This is a genomic window from Bacillus sp. V2I10, from assembly GCF_030817055.1.
Classification (GTDB): Bacteria; Bacillota; Bacilli; order Bacillales; family Bacillaceae; genus Bacillus_P.
The window spans coordinates 117,298-132,983 of record NZ_JAUSYV010000001.1 but is presented as its reverse complement, the minus strand read 5'-3'; the positions used below and the strand labels follow the sequence as shown (position 1 = coordinate 132,983).

Sequence of the window (15,686 nt, the reverse complement as noted above, 5' to 3'; positions counted from 1 at the left end):
AACGAAAAGGTGAACAAGAAAAAATGGATTTTGCTCAGTATTTTAATTGTCGTGGTCATGATCCTTTTGCCGCTAAGCCTATCTCTTCTATTCGCATTAATTACTGCGCTCTTACTGGAAGGGGCTGTGCAAAGGCTGCAAAAACACTTGAAATTTGGACGCGGTCTTGCCGTTTTTGCCGCATTTACAGCCTATGTTGCACTGCTGGGGATGATTGGCTACTTTACAGTTAAAGTTGTCTTTGATCAATTTGTTTCATTTGCATCGAGTCTCCCTGAAATCATTAAAGAGGTTTATGCAAGCATCATTCAGCCCACTTTAACGAAATGGGAACAAGTGCAGGAAACCATTCCAAGAGGAGTTGTTCAATCACTTGAGGAATCGTTTACAGCAGGACTTAAATCATTTGAAGAAGGCGTGAATGGTTTTTTAAACAGCTTGCTTGATTTTATCGCCTTCCTTCCTGGTTTTATGTTTGAAATCCTGATCTATCTAATCGCCTTATATTTATTCAGCCTTGAGCTTCCGCGATTAAAAAAGATGATTGCAGACAGTTTAACCGAGAAAACGAAAGAGAAACTGACTCTTGTCCTGGAAGAATTAAATAAAGCAGGTATTGGGTTTGTAAAAGCGCAGATTTTTTTAAGTGCTCTGACTTTCGTGATGGCGTTTGCAGGTCTTTCCATCCTGGGAGTTCCCTACACGGTGGTCTTGTCTCTCCTGATTGTCATTGTGGATATTCTGCCGATTCTCGGAACAGGATCTTTCCTCGTTCCATGGGCAATCTACGCATTTTTTCAAAATGACCAAGCTTTATCAATTGGGCTGGTGATCCTCTTTTTAGTCATCACTGTGGTCAGAAGGGTCATTGAACCTAAAATCTTTTCAAGCAGTATGGGCATTACACCTTTAGCGGCGCTGATCAGCCTGTTCATAGGGTTTAAACTCCTTGGATTTATCGGTTTATTCGCAGGACCGGCGCTTGTCATTGTCTTTGACACACTTCGTAAAGCCCGCATGATTCGAACGGACTTTAAATTCTAACCCGAGAATACAGGAGCGATCATGCTGTTTTCTTTATAGAAAATACAAAGCAGAGGAGCAAATATGAAGGAATTCATTTATTCACTTTTAGAGGTTCTGGCTGATTTAGGCTATTACGGAATTGCTCTGGGTTTAATGGTTGAGGTTATTCCAAGTGAAATTGTTCTGGGGTATGGCGGCTATTTAATCTCTCTTGGGCAAATTAAGTTTACGGGAGCGGTTGTTGCCGGAGTGATAGGCGGAACGCTTGCACAAGTTTTCCTTTATTGGATGGGGTATTATGGCGGAAGACCCTTTCTTGAAAAGTTCGGGAAGTTTTTATTTATTAATAAACATCATTTGGATCTATCAGAGGCCTGGTTTGAAAAATATGGCGCCGGGGTTATTTTTACAGCGAGATTCATTCCGGTTGTGAGACATGCCATTTCCATTCCTGCTGGGATCGGAAAGATGCCTTTATGGAGATTTACAATTTATACTGTTGCTGCCATGATTCCATGGACTATTTTCTTTTTGTATTTGGGGATACAGCTCGGCACGAATTGGACCGAGATTAAATATGCTGCTGAGCCATATATTATTCCGATTGTCATTATTATGGCGCTTGCAGGTATCGGCTACTATCTTGTAAAGCGCAATGATCCGCGCACAAAAAAGATTTAAGAGTTAAACAAACGTTTGATTGGATAAGATAAGACAGTAATTTTTCGCATTGAGGTCCAGCACTATCGCCAAACTCCTCGGCCAGAACAAATCCGGCAAAAACCCGGACTTTTCTGTCTTCCGTAGCTTAACGGGCGATTCCGCATTTCTGATGTATGAGGCACAGGATTAAGGCTATAAATAATAACATAATTCTACCGGGGAGGCTGGTTACATGTTCAGCAGCTACAGCAAGCTTGCAACGGAAGTTTATGATATCGATAAGCCGGTCGGCCATTCATTTGGAGACATCGAATATTACCGTGAGCGTCTTAGTGACGTAAAAGGACGTATTTTAGAGCCGGGTGCCGGGTCAGGAAGAATCTATATTCCTTTGCTTCAGGATGGGCTGAAAATAGAAGGAATCGATCAATCGCCAGACATGCTCGAGTCATGCAGAAAGCGCTGCGAGGAGAGGGGGCTGTCTCCAGTCCTGAAGGAAATGGGAATGAGCGAAATGAAACTCCCCCGCACCTTTGAGGCGATTATCATTCCAGCGGGGACGTTTTTGCTGATTGAAGACAGAAAGCAATCCATTTTGGCGCTTAAGAATTTTTACGATCACCTGGCTGCAGGCGGCCGTCTGATTCTTGATTTGTATCTTCAGCCTGATACAGCCCTAAATGAAGTCAAGACGAAAACTTGGGTTACACCCGAACATAACGTTATTACAATGGAATCAAAGCGAGTGGAAGTGAATTACCTTGAGCAGTATTCGGTAAGCTATTTGAAATATGAAAAGTGGCAGGATGGGAAGCTGATTGACACTGAACTGCAGAGGTTTGCGATGAGATGGTACGGTGTACGTGAATTTAAATTAGTTTTAGAGCGGCTTGGATTTACGGACATTGTGATATCAGCTGATTATACATATGGAAAAGAACCCGTGCATGCGGAGCAAACCATTACGTTTGAAGCAAGAAAACCAGAAAGCACATACTCATGAAGAGTATGTGCTTTCTGGTTTCGCTTTTCTTTTTTCTTCCACAAGCGGCATGACTTCCGTTGAGAATCGTTCCATTTCCTCTAGCTGCGGAGAGAATTGCAGCAGAAGCAAGTCGAGTCCGGCATCTTCATACTGAATAATCTTATCTGCAATCTGCTCAGGCGTTCCGATTAGATTCGGCCGCAATCCGCGATTTGAAACAGAGTAATCATAAAGCTCGAGCTTTTGTTCAAGCTGGGATTTTGTTGTGAAATCTTTATATCCCGCATAAGCTGAAGATTCCTTAATATCCGTGATTCTTGCTAGCTCCTCCTGAACCTCAGCGTCCGTATCTCTGCACACAATGTAAGCAGCCATTCCAAAGGATTGAAACGGTGTGCCTTCAGCAGTTGCTCTTAACCTCTTCATCTCATCAATCTTGCAACTGATTTCATCAACCGTTCCGCCGTGCATAACATAGGCATCACAATGTCTGGCAATGGTTTCTTTTCCGCGTGGGCTTTCGCCGCCTGCATAAAGAATCGGATTCGGCTTTTGCACAGGCTTTGGATGGAGATGTGTATGGCTGAACTGATAGAAATTACCTTGATAGGTGAAGGTTTCTTTTTCCCACAGCCCTTTTAATACTTGGATGAATTCCTCGGTCCGGTCATATCTTGCATCATGCTCAGTAAAAATTCCGCCATATTGCCGCGCTTCTTCTTCCCACCAGGCTGATACGACGTTTAAGGTGAATCTGCCATTGCTGATGTGATCGATGTTGGCTGCCATTTTTGCTGTGACCGCGGGATTATGAAAACCGGGTCTTACTGCGGTCATGATTTCAATCTTGTCTGTCACGGCTGCAAGTGCGGCAGCTGTGGTCCATGCTTCGAGGGAATCATGCTCAGGTCCTTTAATATCATTTAAGTAAAGCTCGGCAATCAAGGTTGTATCATAACCCCATTTTTCCGCCTTCTGAATGACCTCTTGTGCATAAGCATAGGTCGGGGGCATATTCTCATTTTCCACATTCCGGAGCCATCCGCCGAAGATCGGCAGCCAAAATCCATATTTCATCAATAAAACACTCCTCTCTCTCCGCATAAAAAAAGCCTCTCTTGTGTAAGAAGAGAGGCAGAATCTGCTGTTTTCAGTTCCATCTCATCTGTCAAACATAACGTTTGCTGGAATTGGCACGGTTTCTGTTAAGATCCGTTGCCGAGGCTTCAAAGGGCCATGTCCCTCCACCTCTCTTGATAAGAAAGCATATGAAATTAGTTGTATCATAAATAAAATTATTTAATCTGTCAATTCTAAAAACTCAGCCGAGCTTTTCTTGCAGGAATTCAGTTACTTGCTCCGGTGATTTTGCATTAGCGCTGTGAAGATGCCCGAGTTTTTCTCCGTTTTTGAAGATCAGAATGCTTGGGATGCCCATTACCTGATTAGTTTCTGCAAGTTCAGGGAACTCGTCCTTATTGATTTCGTACCAATCATATTTAGAATAAGCCTCAATGATTTCATCAATAAACATATTCATTCTAGTACAGTCAGGGCACCAGTCTGCGAAAAATTTGATTAGCACCTCTTGATCTTGTGTAATTAACTCTTGAAACTGTTCTTTGGATGTAATTTGCTTCATGATCATGCCTCCTTGCTTTTATTTTAATACATAATGAGGATTTTGCATTCACGAATTGCTTATGCAGGTCAAAGTAAACTTTTTAATAAGCTCTGGCGAAACATCTAAAAAACCATATCGGGTAGCCAAAGAGCCTGTATAGCTCCTCCACCACTTCAAAAAGCTGAAAATATGATCATCAAAAGCGGACGGAAAAAGGCGTGTCACTCGAATGTTATAAAGAATTGCATGATGGCTATAACAATTTGATTTGAAAATGATAATATAGAAGAGATGAACTTTCTTTAGGGGGATATCCACATGAAAATTAAAGTCGGATTATTATACGGCGGCAAGTCAGCAGAGCATCAGGTTTCATTGCAGACCGCACTTGCTGTAATAAAAGCTTTAGATACAAACAAATTTGATATACATCCAATCTACATTTCAGATAAAGGTGAATGGATCCGCGGTGCAAAATTACAGGAGCCTGCTGCAAACGTTGCTGCTCTTCAGTTTAAAGAAGGCGGCACAGCTGTATCGCCGGTTGCTTTGAATCAGGATCTCTTTCCTTCAAAGACGGACAATGAGCATGAGCAAATCGATGTAGTGTTCCCGCTTCTGCATGGACCAAACGGTGAAGACGGAACGGTTCAGGGAATGCTTGAATTGCTGAATATTCCTTATGTAGGGAATGGCGTTCTTGCTTCTGCAGCCGGCATGGATAAAGTGATCATGAAAAACCTGTTTGCACAGGCCGGACTCGAGCAGGCTAAATACGTTTCATTCATTAAAAACGACTGGAAGAAATCTCCGGAGAAAGCTTACGAGACAGTTGAGCAGGAGCTAGGCTACCCATGCTTTGTGAAACCAGCAAATCTTGGATCAAGTGTCGGCATCAGCAAATGCAAAGACCGGGAATCACTTGTAAAAGCTTTTGATGAGGCATTCAATTATGACCGCAAGATTATTATTGAAGAAGGCATTATCGGACGTGAAATCGAAATTGGCGTCATTGGAAACGATGAACCAAGCTGTTCTGCAGTTGGAGAAGTAGCACCTAAAAAAGAATTTTATGACTACAATTCGAAATACGTTGATGGCGATACAGATATGATGATTCCGGCACAAGTAACGGAAGAAGAATATGCTCTGATCAAAGATTTAGCCATTAAATCATTTAAGGCCATTGACGGATCAGGCCTTGTACGTGCAGATTTCTTTTTAACAGAAGACGGAAGAGCCTTGATCAATGAAGTGAACACGATGCCTGGGTTTACTCCATACAGCATGTTCCCGCTGCTTTGGAAGCATGCAGGTGTTGAGTACCCTGAGCTTATCGAGAAATTAGTTGAGCTTGCGCTTGAGCGCCACGAAGGAAAACAGCAAATTAAACATACGTTTTAAGAATGCATGGAAACACTATTCTTAGGAATAGTGTTTCTTGGTTTACATATTGATGAATAAACATGTTTGAAAGGAGCTTTCACAAAATGATACGACGTTCGTTATTGGACATTCAAACGATGGCAGGGGGATCAGGGTTATCTGCTGAAAAAGAAAATGAGTTCATTCATGGAATTACAACGGATTCGAGGAAGATTGAAGCCCGAACCCTGTTCATCCCGATTGTCGGCGAAAATTTTGACGGGCACGAGTTTGCCGGAAAAGCGCTCGAAGAAGGTGCTGCTGCAACTTTATGGGACCGCAATAAACCGAATCCTCCGTCAGGTGCCGTTATATTAGTTGATGATACGTTAAAGGCATTACAGCAATTAGCGAGCAGCTATTTAGAGCAGCTTCAGCTTAAGGTAATCGGCGTAACAGGAAGCAATGGGAAAACTACCACAAAAGACATGGTGGCTTCGCTGCTGTCCACAACATACCGTGTGCATAAAACCAAAGGGAATTTTAACAATCATATCGGATTGCCGCTTACGATCCTCAGCATGAACGAGGATACAGAAGTAGCTGTACTCGAAATGGGCATGAGCAGCAGGGGCGAAATCGAACTCCTTTCAAATCTTGCAAAGCCTGATGCTGCGATCATAACGAATATCGGCGAATCCCATTTAATGAATCTGGGATCAAGGGAAGGCATAGCAGAAGCAAAGCTTGAAATTGTCAGCGGGCTAAAGCCTGATGGCGTGCTTATTTATGACGGCGAGGAACCTTTGCTTACAGAACGGGTTCAAGCTTATTCGTTTAAAACGATTTCTTTTGGCGGGTCTGAGCGAAATGCTTATTCTCCTTCTGAGATTCAGCAAACAGAAAACGGCACATTCTTTAAAATCAGCGGGCGGGAAGAGAAGTTATTTTTACCTGTACTCGGAAAACATAATGTTAACAATGCGCTTGCAGCTATCGCTGCAGCAGAATTCTTAGGTGTGCCGCAAGAGAAAATCAGTGAAGGATTAAAAGCAATCCAAATGACGGGCATGCGTCTCGAATTAACAAAAACAAAAGAGAATCTTGCGGTTATTAACGATGCATATAATGCAAGCCCGACTTCAATGAAGGCAGCCATCAGGCTTGCGTGTGACATGCAGGGTTACAATCAGAAAATTCTTGTGCTGGGAGACATTCTTGAGCTTGGCGAAGAGATGCAGGTGAAGTTTCATCAAGAGGTAGGAGAATCGATCGATTCAAAAGAGATTCATCATCTCTTCACGTTCGGGAAACTCGGTGCGGAAATAGCTGCAGGTGCACGTAAAAAAATGGATCCGGCCCTAATTCATGTCTATCAAGATAAACAAGAGCTTGTTAATCAATTAAAACAGACGGCAAAATCCGGGGATCTCGTATTAGTAAAAGCTTCACGCGGCATGAAGCTTGAAGAAGTCGTTAATGCGCTTCTTTAAGGAAGAAATCACATGAAAGAAACGACAGTAGGACGCATTAAAAAAGAATTGACCATTCCTTTAAAAACGGCAGAAAAAATTAGAACAAAATGCGGAAGCAGCTGTCTTTTTTAATGGACTTTCCCTTTATTGGAACATCCGGAAACATATGAAAAAAATCAATCCATTGATCAATTGCTGCAGAATAAAAAGGGGCCCTTATATTCATTAAAAAATAAATGGTGCAATCACTAAAACAACTAAGCCGATTCCCACTGAATAAGGTGTTAATTCGCTCAATACTTCTACTGCGCTATCTTTTAAGACTGTCATGATGAACGCTCCTTTTTGTTTTGAAATATAGTAACCCAGGGTACTTTAAATATACCCAGGGTTTTTTTGTTTAAAACAACAGCTGGCGCAGTTTTACAAAATTGATGTTTGGGAGAGAGCGACATGAAAGGATGCCTATGTATTCATGGATTTACCGGTACCCCGTATGAAGTGGAACCTCTTGTCCGCCATCTGAAGGAAGAGACAGACTGGGTGCTGAAAGTGCCTACTCTGCCGGGCCACGGGGAGACCCCAGGTCTGAAGGGGATACAGTTCAGCGAATGGATTGCCCATGCTGAAAATGAATTAAGAGATCTGTTAGAAGAATGCACAGAAGTCTATATCATCGGTTTTTCAATGGGCGGATTAATTGCCGCGTATCTGGCTTCGAGGTACCGGGTAGATAAACTTGTCCTGCTTAGTGCAGCTGCATATTACCTTAATCCCCGGCAGATGCTTATTGATGTAAAAGAACTCTTTGCAGATGCCATTAGAGGAAATGCGGCAAACAATGAACTTTTTATAAGATACCGAAAAAAAATCCTTGAAACACCTATTGCAGCTACGCTTGAATTCAGGAAACTGGTCAGGTATATCCGACCAATATTGGATAAAATAACTATACCTGTTTTGATTGTCCAAGGAGAGTGTGACGGAATTGTGCCTGTGAAAAGCGCAAAATATATCTATGAAAGAATCACTTCAGAGCAGAAGGAGCTTTGTTTTCTGCCCTGTTCAAAACATCTCATTTGTCATGGGGAGGATTTCCCAATGCTTGTTGAAGTTATAGAATCCTTTCTGATGACACAAAATAAAGTGAGCGCAAAATGAATCACATCTCTACGGCTTGTTGTAAAAGAATAAAAAAAGTGGTATGATTAAAGTTAAGTGTTTACGGGCTTTTATAAAGCTAACGTTTTGCCCGATGGGGCGTTTTTTGTTTCACCATACATGAAAGTCTGTGAAAGCTATAGAGATTAAAAGGAGTAGAACAAATTGACAAATACGTTTCAAGAACTAGGTATCAGCCCATTATTAATGGAAGCTATTAATAAAATGGGGTTTGAAGAAGCTACACCTATCCAAGCACAAACCATTCCACTGGGGCTTCAAAATAAAGATGTGATCGGCCAAGCACAAACTGGAACTGGTAAAACAGCTGCATTCGGTATTCCGCTTATTGAAAAAATCGATGTTAAACAAGATAAGATCCAAGGGATCATCATTGCACCGACTCGCGAACTTGCGATTCAAGTATCTGAAGAGCTTTACAAAATCGGATCTGCTAAACGCGTTCGCGTTCTTCCGATTTATGGCGGACAGGATATTAACCGTCAAATTCGCTCATTGAAGAAGTTTCCTCACATTATCGTTGGTACTCCTGGCCGTCTAATTGACCATATCAACCGTAAAACATTGAAATTATCTGATGTTCAAACAGTTGTAATGGATGAAGCAGATGAAATGCTGAACATGGGCTTCATTGAAGACATTGAAAACATTCTTTCAAATGTTCCTTCAGAGCACCAAACATTGCTGTTCTCGGCTACAATGCCTGATCCGATCAGACGCATTGCTGAGAAATTCATGACAAACCCTGAGCTTGTTAAAGTAAAAGCGAAGGAAATGACTGTTTCAAACATTCAGCAGTTCTTCATTGAAGTACAAGAAAAGAAGAAGTTTGATGTATTAACACGTCTTCTTGACATTCAATCACCTGAGCTTGCTATCGTTTTCGGACGCACAAAGCGCAGAGTTGATGAGCTTTCTGAAGCATTAATGCTTAGAGGATATGCAGCTGAGGGAATTCATGGCGACTTAACTCAAGCTAAACGTATGTCTGCTCTTCGCAAGTTTAAAGAAGGCGCAATCGAAGTGCTTGTTGCTACAGACGTTGCTGCACGCGGACTGGACATTTCTGGTGTAACTCATGTTTACAACTTTGATGTTCCTCAAGACCCTGAAAGCTACGTTCACCGTATCGGGCGTACAGGCCGTGCAGGCAAAACAGGTGCTGCGATGACATTCGTAACACCAAGAGAACAAGATATGCTTAAAATCATTGAGCGTACAACTAAGCGCAAAATGGACCGCATGAAAGCACCGACTCTTGATGAGGCGCTTGAAGGTCAGCAATCTGTTTCAATCGAAAAAATCCGTCAGACAATCACTGATGAGAACTTGTCATTCTACAAGCGCACTGCTGAAGCATTGCTTGAAGAATTCGATCAAGTATCAGTACTTGCTGCTGCAATCAAATTAATGACTAAAGAACCGAACCAAACTCCGGTTAACTTAACGGATGAGGCTCCAATGTATGCGAAAAGAGGCGGAAAACGTACTTCTTCTTCTTCAAGTAACCGCAACAGAAGAGACGGCCAGCGCCCGCATTCTAAGAACAACAAACGTTCTTACGGACAACAAGGCGGCAAGCCTAACAGCAGCAACAAAAGACGTTACTCAAACTCATCTTCATCTAACTAATAGATGATGCCAAACGCACCGTGCAATTTTGCGCGGTGTGTTTTTTTGTGCATTTTTAGATGGAAAAGCTTCCGATTAACATGGCTGTTTATCGAGCCGCGCTGATTTTCATTAATTCTCATTCATACCGGGCATTCTATATGTATCTTATTAAAGAAGGTGACAGCTATGACAATCGTCCGTTTAGGCTATGTTGCAATGAGTGTGAATCTGAAGAATTGTTCTCCTTCTCAAACGATGACATATGCACAATTTCAGCGTTTAAAAGACAGGGAAGCTGCTATTGAAAAGCTTGAGCGAATTTCAGCATCAAATCTTGAAAATTGTCTTCGCATTATCAAACATAACGCCTGCCATGATATTCAATTCTTCCGTTTCAGTTCTAAATTAATTCCTCTTGCTAACCATCCGGAAATAAAGGATTTTAACTATTTAAAGGTACTTAGGGAGCCGCTGCAGGAGCTTGGCAATTGGATTTCCAAGACGAAAATGAGAGTTGATTTTCACCCGGATCATTTCGTGCTGCTGAATTCGCCAAAGCCCGAAATACTGAATACGTCTCTCAGGACCTTAAGTATGCATGAAGCGCTGGTCAGAGGAATGAATGTGCCTCACGAACACAGATGTGTCATTCATGTTGGAGGGGCCTATAACGATAAGGAAAAAGCCCTTGAACAATTCATTCACAATTAGGGGTTTGTACCTGTAAAGATCCAGAATATGCTTATGTTAGAGAATGACGATACAACATTTACTCTTCAGGATACTCTTTACTTATGTGAGAAATTGGCTATACCGCTCGTATTTGATTATCATCATCACTTGGCGAATCATGAAAAGGAATCGGATTGGCACAGACATTGGGACCGTGTTGCCGCAAGCTGGCATCTTTCCTCCCTCCCTGTGAAAATGCATATATCAAGCCCAAGAAGTGAAAAGGACTTTAATGCTCACGCTGAATTTGTAGATCCAGAGCAATTCATGTCTTTTCTGTCAGAAATAAAAGGAAGCGTTCCTCAGATTGACTGTATGATTGAAGCCAAACTAAAAGATAATGCTCTTTTTCAATTAATGGAGCAGATGTGCTTGTTTCCGGAGGTTGAAAAAATAGATGGAGCATCGTTTTTATTGAAATAGTGTTCAAGCAAGGTTCATTTCTTTATAATGAAAATGGCATGATTTTCTAAAAGGTGAAACATATTTAACGTAAATCCGTATATAAAGAGAGAGTTACTAGTTCAGGGGGAACAGAGATGAGAGATGCACCTAAGTATCAAATCAGTCAAAAAGCACTAAAGGTATGGAAGCTGTCGGCACTTATCCAATCATTAATTTTTTTGGCTGTATCAGGAGGAATTGCGTTTGCTGTATATTACTTTGAGTGGCCGATATGGATTGCCATTGCCGTTTTGGGAACATGGGTGATCTTTTCAATTATTTTTATCTTTATTACTCCGAAAATACAGCACCGTACGTGGCGGTATGAGGTACACGAAAATGAAATTGATATTCAGTCGGGCTTATTTGTGGTGAAACGGGTGCTCGTTCCAATGGTGAGAGTGCAGCATGTCAACACAAAGCAGGGGCCGCTGCTCAGGAAAAATGATCTTGCAACTGTAACGATTCATACAGCAGCAACCATTCATGAGATTCCTGCGCTCGATGTGGTCGAAGCTGATCAGCTGCGTGACTTTATATCAAGACTTGCGAGGGTGACAGAAGATGATGTCTGAACCTAAAAGACTGCATCCTGCCTCTGCTATATTAACCTTTTTCAAGCAATTGAAAGACGGGATATTTCCTGTCATCGTACTTTTCTTCGTCAATGACTATAAGATCTATTTCTTTATCGGTCTTGCCGTGATTCTGATCGCTTTGATCATCTACAGTATCATCAGCTGGATGAAATATACATATCGCATTGAAGAAAATGAACTGCGGATTGAATTCGGCATATTTGTGAAAAAGAAAAGATATATTCCGATTGAAAGAATACAATCCATCAACGAAAGTGCAGGCATCATTCAGCAGCTATTCGGACTTGTGAAGCTGCAGCTTGAAACAGCGGGAGGCGGTATAGAGGCCGAAGCCGTTCTTACAGCTGTTGCAAAAGAAGAAGCCCGCAGGATAAATACAGCTTTAGCGGAAAGAAAAAAAGAAATGGTGGATCAGGATGAAGCCGCCATGACATTAAAAGAGGAAAAAACATATTCAACATATAAAATTGGAGTAAAAGAACTGCTGGTTGCTGCGTCAACATCAAGCGGAATCGGAGTGGTTCTGTCTGCGGCTTTTGCTTTTTTCTCACAGTTCGACGAGCTGATTCCGTTTGATGACATCATCGATCGTTTTTCCTTTCTTTCAAATGCAAGCATCACTGTTTATGCCATTCTTGTATTCCTTGCATTTTTCATCGCATGGATCCTGAGTATAATCGGAGTTTGTCTGAAGTTTGCCAACTTTACAGTGATAAAGAAAGAACAGGATCTAGTCATTTCGCGCGGAATATTTGAGAAACACCAGCTGACGATTCCGCTTGAGAGAATCCAGGCTATGAAGATCAGCGAAAATCTAATTCGCCAGCCGTTCGGCTATGCAACTGTGCACATTGTCAGTGCAGGGGGAAGCGCCAAAGATCAGAATGTTTCTGCCATCCTTTTTCCGCTGATTAAAAAAACAACAATCCAGCAGATGCTAACCGAGTTTACACCTGACTTTTCTTTAGCTGATCAATTAAACCCGCTGCCAAAGAAAGCGAAAAGAGGATATGTTCTCGTTTATACAATTCCTTTCTTGGTGATTTCATGCATTTTGAGCTGCTTTTTTCAGCCGTGGGGTTACCTTGCGCTGCTGACTGTTCCGGCAGGACTTCTTATCGGTCTTGCATCATTTAAGGATGCAGGATGGGCCATACATGACGAACAATTAACGCTTTCATCAAGAAATCTGGTCAAATCCACATTCGCTGTAAAGAGAAAAAGAATTCAGGTCATTGAAGCAAGGCAATCCTTTTTTCAGCGCCGAATAGACCTCGCGTCTATTCAATCTTCAACAACGTCAGGAATGGGAGGAACACATTTCATAGTAAAAGGCGTCGATATTGAGGATGCCGGAGAAGTGTTTGAGTGGTTTTCTTATGAAAATCATGCAAAAAAAGACGCGATCCTTTGAGGATGGGCGTCTTTTTTGATGTTTCTACTTATAAAATATGCCTATCTTTCGCAATTAATAAATTTTGAAAATCGGCCAGAACGGATTCTTATCTGTCTGTCGCAGTTAACCAGTCGGCTACGCTTTTCACATTGTCCAGCTCCGCCTCCTAACTCCTCGGCCAGAACGGCTCCGCCAGTAAAGGCAAAAAGCGCCTTTTCTGTCGGATCCTTATCTGTCTGTCGGAGCTAACCAGTCGGCTACGCTTTTCTAGTAAGAAACAGGGGCGCAAGCAAAGCGCCTGCGACGCCACCGAAAATATGGGCAATGATGTTGATATTCGTATTCACGAATGTCATGACGACTCCAATGACTAAAATGGTCATAATAAGCTGAGAGTTTGAAGAATCAATCAGATCTTTTCTAAACACTACAATATAAAGATAGATGCCGAATATGCCGAATATAGCACCTGAGGCTCCGACGTGAGTATAAGTTAAATCTTCTATGATGAAATATGTTGCCAGGTTTGCGGCGATGCCTGTTGCTAAATAAGCAGCAATAAAGCGGGCCTTTCCAAGCATCCGTTCTAATGCAGGCGCGAACAGGATGATGGATACACTGTTAAATAGAATATGAGCGAAGTTTGCATGAAGGAAAATAGGAGTGATCAAGCGCCACCATTCTCCGTTAGCTACACCGGCGTTGTACCCTACTAAAGAGGCAAAGAAATATGTTATTGTAGGAACTGGAATTAAAAACAACAGCCAGAGAATGACTTGAATACAGACAATTACGGTTACAACAGGGTATAGACGCGTAAACGTTCTGAAATCTTCTGATCTTGTAAACATAGAGAGTGTCTCCTTATTCTAAAGAATTAGTTGTTTCTATATTAACACGGTTATGAGAAGTGAGAGCATATTAGTACATACTGAACAAAAAGAGGGTGTCCGCATGATTAAAGGGCTGGGTCTTGATTTGGCTGAGCTGGAACGGATTGAAAGGTTAATGATGAGACAGCCGAAATTCATTGACCGGATTCTCACAGAAAGAGAGAAAGATAAATATCAATCGCTTGCGCAAAGGAGAAAAATCGAATATGCTGCCGGGAGGTTTGCGGCGAAAGAGGCGTTTTCAAAAGCGATGGGAACCGGGATTGGGAAAGAATACAGTTTTAAGGATATCGAAATTCTGAATGATGGAAACGGAAAACCGGCTGTAACAATGCCTGCTTTGCCTGGTTATATCGTCCACATCTCTATCACTCACACAAAGGATTATGCTGCTGCTCAAGTAATTATTGAAAGCTCGTCAAGCTAGTCTGCATATTCATAACCTTTGTCTCATATATTTGTACAGCGGTAGAAGAGACAAGTCGTTAGAGGAGATTGTGCTTGCTTTAGCATGATTCCCTCAGGGGAGAGTTTCTTCCTTTTTACGTCATATGAGACAAAGGGGTTGAAAAGGTGAAAAAGCACTTTTTATTACTGGCAATTGGATTGCTCGCTGTCATGATGCTTGCTGCCTGTGGTGAGAAATCCAAGACTGACGTTGTAGAAAACCTGGATAAGAAGGTTGAAGAATTATCGGGGTACAAAGCGAAAGCGCAAATGACCCTTCAAACAGGAAGTGAGCCTCAAATTTATGAGGTGGAAATTTGGCATAAGCAGCCTTCATTCTACAGAGTAAACTTGAAGAATGCTGAAAAAGATCAGAGCCAAATGATTCTCCGCAATAAAGAAGGCGTGTTTGTCCTGACGCCGGCCCTGAAGAAAAGCTTCCGTTTTCAAAGCGAATGGCCGCAAAACAGCAGTCAGGCTTATCTTTTCGAATCACTGGTAAAAGACATTAAGAGTGATGCGGATTCAATTTTCAAATCAACAAAAGATGCTTACGTTTTTGAGACAAAAACAAATTACCAAAACAGCCAGATGCTTCCTCTTCAAGAGATTACGTTCAATAAAAAGGACCTGAAGCCTTCTGTTGTCAAAGTAATGGATACAGACCGCAATCCATTAGTTGTGGTGGAGTTTTCGGAATTTGATTTTAATGCTAAATTCGATAAAAACTCATTTGATATGCAAAAGAATATGTCATTTGCAAGCGTAGATGTTGAAACATCTGCATCTGTTAACTCAGAACCGCTTGCTGTGAAATATCCTCTTGAGGAGCTTGAGGGTGTGAAGCTGACGGAAGAAAAAGAGATGAAAACAGAGAATGGCAAGCGGGTCGTTCAAACGTATGATGGTAAAAAATCCTATACCTTCATTCAGGAAAAAGCAGTCGCAGCCACTGTTGCAACCTCTTCTTTTGTAAGCGGGGAACCAGTTGACCTTGGAGTTGCAGTCGGAGCTCTGACAGAACAATCCTTAACATGGACCTATGATGGGGTAGAGTACATGATTGCATCGAAAGATTTGACTCAGGAAGAGATGATCCGGGTAGCACAATCTGTACAGGGGCAGGCAATTAAGTAATCAAACTTGGATGGCATCTGGGCCATCCGAGTTTTTTGTTTTTATGGATTTTTGCACTTTAATGATGTGCCTGATAGTAAGCAACCGATTCCGGATAATGAAAC

The 15,686-nt window shown here is 41.8% G+C and carries 14 protein-coding genes, 1 pseudogene and 1 riboswitch; of the genes and pseudogenes, 12 read left to right on the top strand and 3 right to left on the bottom strand.

The features are described from left to right. The first annotated feature begins 9 nt into the window (after nt 1-9). The 3 genes from ytvI to QFZ72_RS00665 all read left to right on the top strand — a co-directional run bounded on the left by ytvI (nt 10) and on the right by QFZ72_RS00665 (nt 2,692). On the top strand, nt 10-1,044 hold the full coding sequence (ytvI, locus tag QFZ72_RS00675; RefSeq protein WP_307428243.1) for a sporulation integral membrane protein YtvI: 1,035 nt from the start codon (nt 10-12) through the stop codon (nt 1,042-1,044). 63 nt (nt 1,045-1,107) lie between these two features. Further along, nucleotides 1,108-1,707 (top strand): undecaprenyl phosphate transporter UptA, encoded by a 600-nt coding sequence (gene uptA, locus QFZ72_RS00670; protein ID WP_307428240.1) that lies wholly within the window; start codon nt 1,108-1,110, stop codon nt 1,705-1,707. Between the two features lie 214 nt (nt 1,708-1,921). Then, nucleotides 1,922-2,692 (top strand): class I SAM-dependent methyltransferase, encoded by a 771-nt coding sequence (locus tag QFZ72_RS00665; protein ID WP_307428237.1) that lies wholly within the window; start codon nt 1,922-1,924, stop codon nt 2,690-2,692. Here QFZ72_RS00665 and QFZ72_RS00660 read toward each other — a convergent pair. Beyond that, nucleotides 2,687-3,751 carry an LLM class flavin-dependent oxidoreductase gene (locus tag QFZ72_RS00660; protein ID WP_307428234.1) on the bottom strand — a complete coding sequence of 355 codons (1,065 nt, stop codon included), beginning with the start codon at nt 3,749-3,751 and terminating at the stop codon, nt 2,687-2,689. The two genes, QFZ72_RS00665 and QFZ72_RS00660, sit on opposite strands and share 6 nt — an antisense overlap. Before the next feature lie 81 nt (nt 3,752-3,832). Further along, nucleotides 3,833-3,937, bottom strand: a riboswitch (SAM riboswitch). A 58-nt stretch (nt 3,938-3,995) separates the two neighbouring features. Next, the gene (locus QFZ72_RS00655; RefSeq protein WP_307428230.1) at nt 3,996-4,316 is read right to left on the bottom strand and encodes a thioredoxin family protein; all 321 of its coding nucleotides are present in this window, start codon (nt 4,314-4,316) and stop codon (nt 3,996-3,998) included. A 300-nt stretch (nt 4,317-4,616) separates the two neighbouring features. Here QFZ72_RS00655 and QFZ72_RS00650 point away from each other — a divergent pair, with 300 nt between their 5' ends. From QFZ72_RS00650 to QFZ72_RS00620, 7 genes and pseudogenes are all read left to right on the top strand, one after another. After that, the gene (locus tag QFZ72_RS00650) at nt 4,617-5,702 is read left to right on the top strand and encodes a D-alanine--D-alanine ligase (RefSeq protein ID WP_307428227.1); all 1,086 of its coding nucleotides are present in this window, start codon (nt 4,617-4,619) and stop codon (nt 5,700-5,702) included. Between the two features lie 86 nt (nt 5,703-5,788). Beyond that, a complete protein-coding gene (locus QFZ72_RS00645; RefSeq protein ID WP_307428223.1) occupies nt 5,789-7,156 on the top strand; it encodes a UDP-N-acetylmuramoyl-tripeptide--D-alanyl-D-alanine ligase in 1,368 nt (455 codons plus the stop codon). A gap of 435 nt (nt 7,157-7,591) precedes the next feature. After that, nucleotides 7,592-8,299 (top strand): alpha/beta hydrolase, encoded by a 708-nt coding sequence (locus QFZ72_RS00640; protein WP_307428220.1) that lies wholly within the window; start codon nt 7,592-7,594, stop codon nt 8,297-8,299. Nucleotides 8,300-8,464: 165 nt separating this feature from the next. Then, nucleotides 8,465-9,952 carry a degradosome RNA helicase CshA gene (cshA, locus tag QFZ72_RS00635; RefSeq protein ID WP_373464385.1) on the top strand — a complete coding sequence of 496 codons (1,488 nt, stop codon included), beginning with the start codon at nt 8,465-8,467 and terminating at the stop codon, nt 9,950-9,952. A gap of 168 nt (nt 9,953-10,120) precedes the next feature. Beyond that, nucleotides 10,121-11,089 (top strand): annotated as a pseudogene (uvsE, locus tag QFZ72_RS00630) (UV DNA damage repair endonuclease UvsE). Between the two features lie 116 nt (nt 11,090-11,205). After that, complete coding sequence (locus QFZ72_RS00625) at nt 11,206-11,685, top strand: PH domain-containing protein (RefSeq protein ID WP_307428218.1); 480 nt, start codon at nt 11,206-11,208, stop codon at nt 11,683-11,685. Further along, nucleotides 11,675-13,123 (top strand): PH domain-containing protein, encoded by a 1,449-nt coding sequence (locus QFZ72_RS00620; RefSeq protein WP_307428215.1) that lies wholly within the window; start codon nt 11,675-11,677, stop codon nt 13,121-13,123. Before QFZ72_RS00625 ends, QFZ72_RS00620 begins: the two co-directional genes overlap by 11 nt. 239 nt (nt 13,124-13,362) lie before the next feature. On the opposite strand, the gene QFZ72_RS00615 is transcribed toward QFZ72_RS00620, so the two are convergent. Further along, nucleotides 13,363-13,956 carry a rhomboid family intramembrane serine protease gene (locus QFZ72_RS00615; protein ID WP_307428212.1) on the bottom strand — a complete coding sequence of 198 codons (594 nt, stop codon included), beginning with the start codon at nt 13,954-13,956 and terminating at the stop codon, nt 13,363-13,365. 103 nt (nt 13,957-14,059) lie between these two features. On the opposite strand from QFZ72_RS00615, the gene acpS reads away from it, so the two are divergent. Both acpS and QFZ72_RS00605 read left to right on the top strand, forming a co-directional pair. Beyond that, nucleotides 14,060-14,425, top strand: coding sequence for a holo-ACP synthase (gene acpS / locus QFZ72_RS00610; RefSeq protein ID WP_307428209.1), 366 nt, complete (start codon nt 14,060-14,062; stop codon nt 14,423-14,425). 146 nt (nt 14,426-14,571) lie between these two features. After that, nucleotides 14,572-15,582, top strand: coding sequence for a LolA family protein (locus tag QFZ72_RS00605; protein ID WP_307428206.1), 1,011 nt, complete (start codon nt 14,572-14,574; stop codon nt 15,580-15,582). The last annotated feature ends 104 nt before the right edge of the window (nt 15,583-15,686 follow it).

Bases quoted from the DNA above. Each gene is read 5' to 3' on its own strand.
- QFZ72_RS00665 (WP_307428237.1), top strand. From the start codon at position 1,922: ATGTTCAGCAGCTACAGCAAGCTTGCAACGGAAGTTTATGATATCGAT.
- uptA (WP_307428240.1), top strand. From the start codon at position 1,108: ATGAAGGAATTCATTTATTCACTTTTAGAGGTTCTGGCTGATTTAGGC.
- QFZ72_RS00615 (WP_307428212.1), bottom strand. From the start codon at position 13,956: ATGTTTACAAGATCAGAAGATTTCAGAACGTTTACGCGTCTATACCCT.
- QFZ72_RS00645 (WP_307428223.1), top strand. From the start codon at position 5,789: ATGATACGACGTTCGTTATTGGACATTCAAACGATGGCAGGGGGATCA.
- acpS (WP_307428209.1), top strand. From the start codon at position 14,060: ATGATTAAAGGGCTGGGTCTTGATTTGGCTGAGCTGGAACGGATTGAA.
- QFZ72_RS00660 (WP_307428234.1), bottom strand. From the start codon at position 3,751: ATGAAATATGGATTTTGGCTGCCGATCTTCGGCGGATGGCTCCGGAAT.
- QFZ72_RS00655 (WP_307428230.1), bottom strand. From the start codon at position 4,316: ATGAAGCAAATTACATCCAAAGAACAGTTTCAAGAGTTAATTACACAA.
- QFZ72_RS00620 (WP_307428215.1), top strand. From the start codon at position 11,675: ATGATGTCTGAACCTAAAAGACTGCATCCTGCCTCTGCTATATTAACC.
- QFZ72_RS00625 (WP_307428218.1), top strand. From the start codon at position 11,206: ATGAGAGATGCACCTAAGTATCAAATCAGTCAAAAAGCACTAAAGGTA.
- QFZ72_RS00650 (WP_307428227.1), top strand. From the start codon at position 4,617: ATGAAAATTAAAGTCGGATTATTATACGGCGGCAAGTCAGCAGAGCAT.
- QFZ72_RS00640 (WP_307428220.1), top strand. From the start codon at position 7,592: ATGAAAGGATGCCTATGTATTCATGGATTTACCGGTACCCCGTATGAA.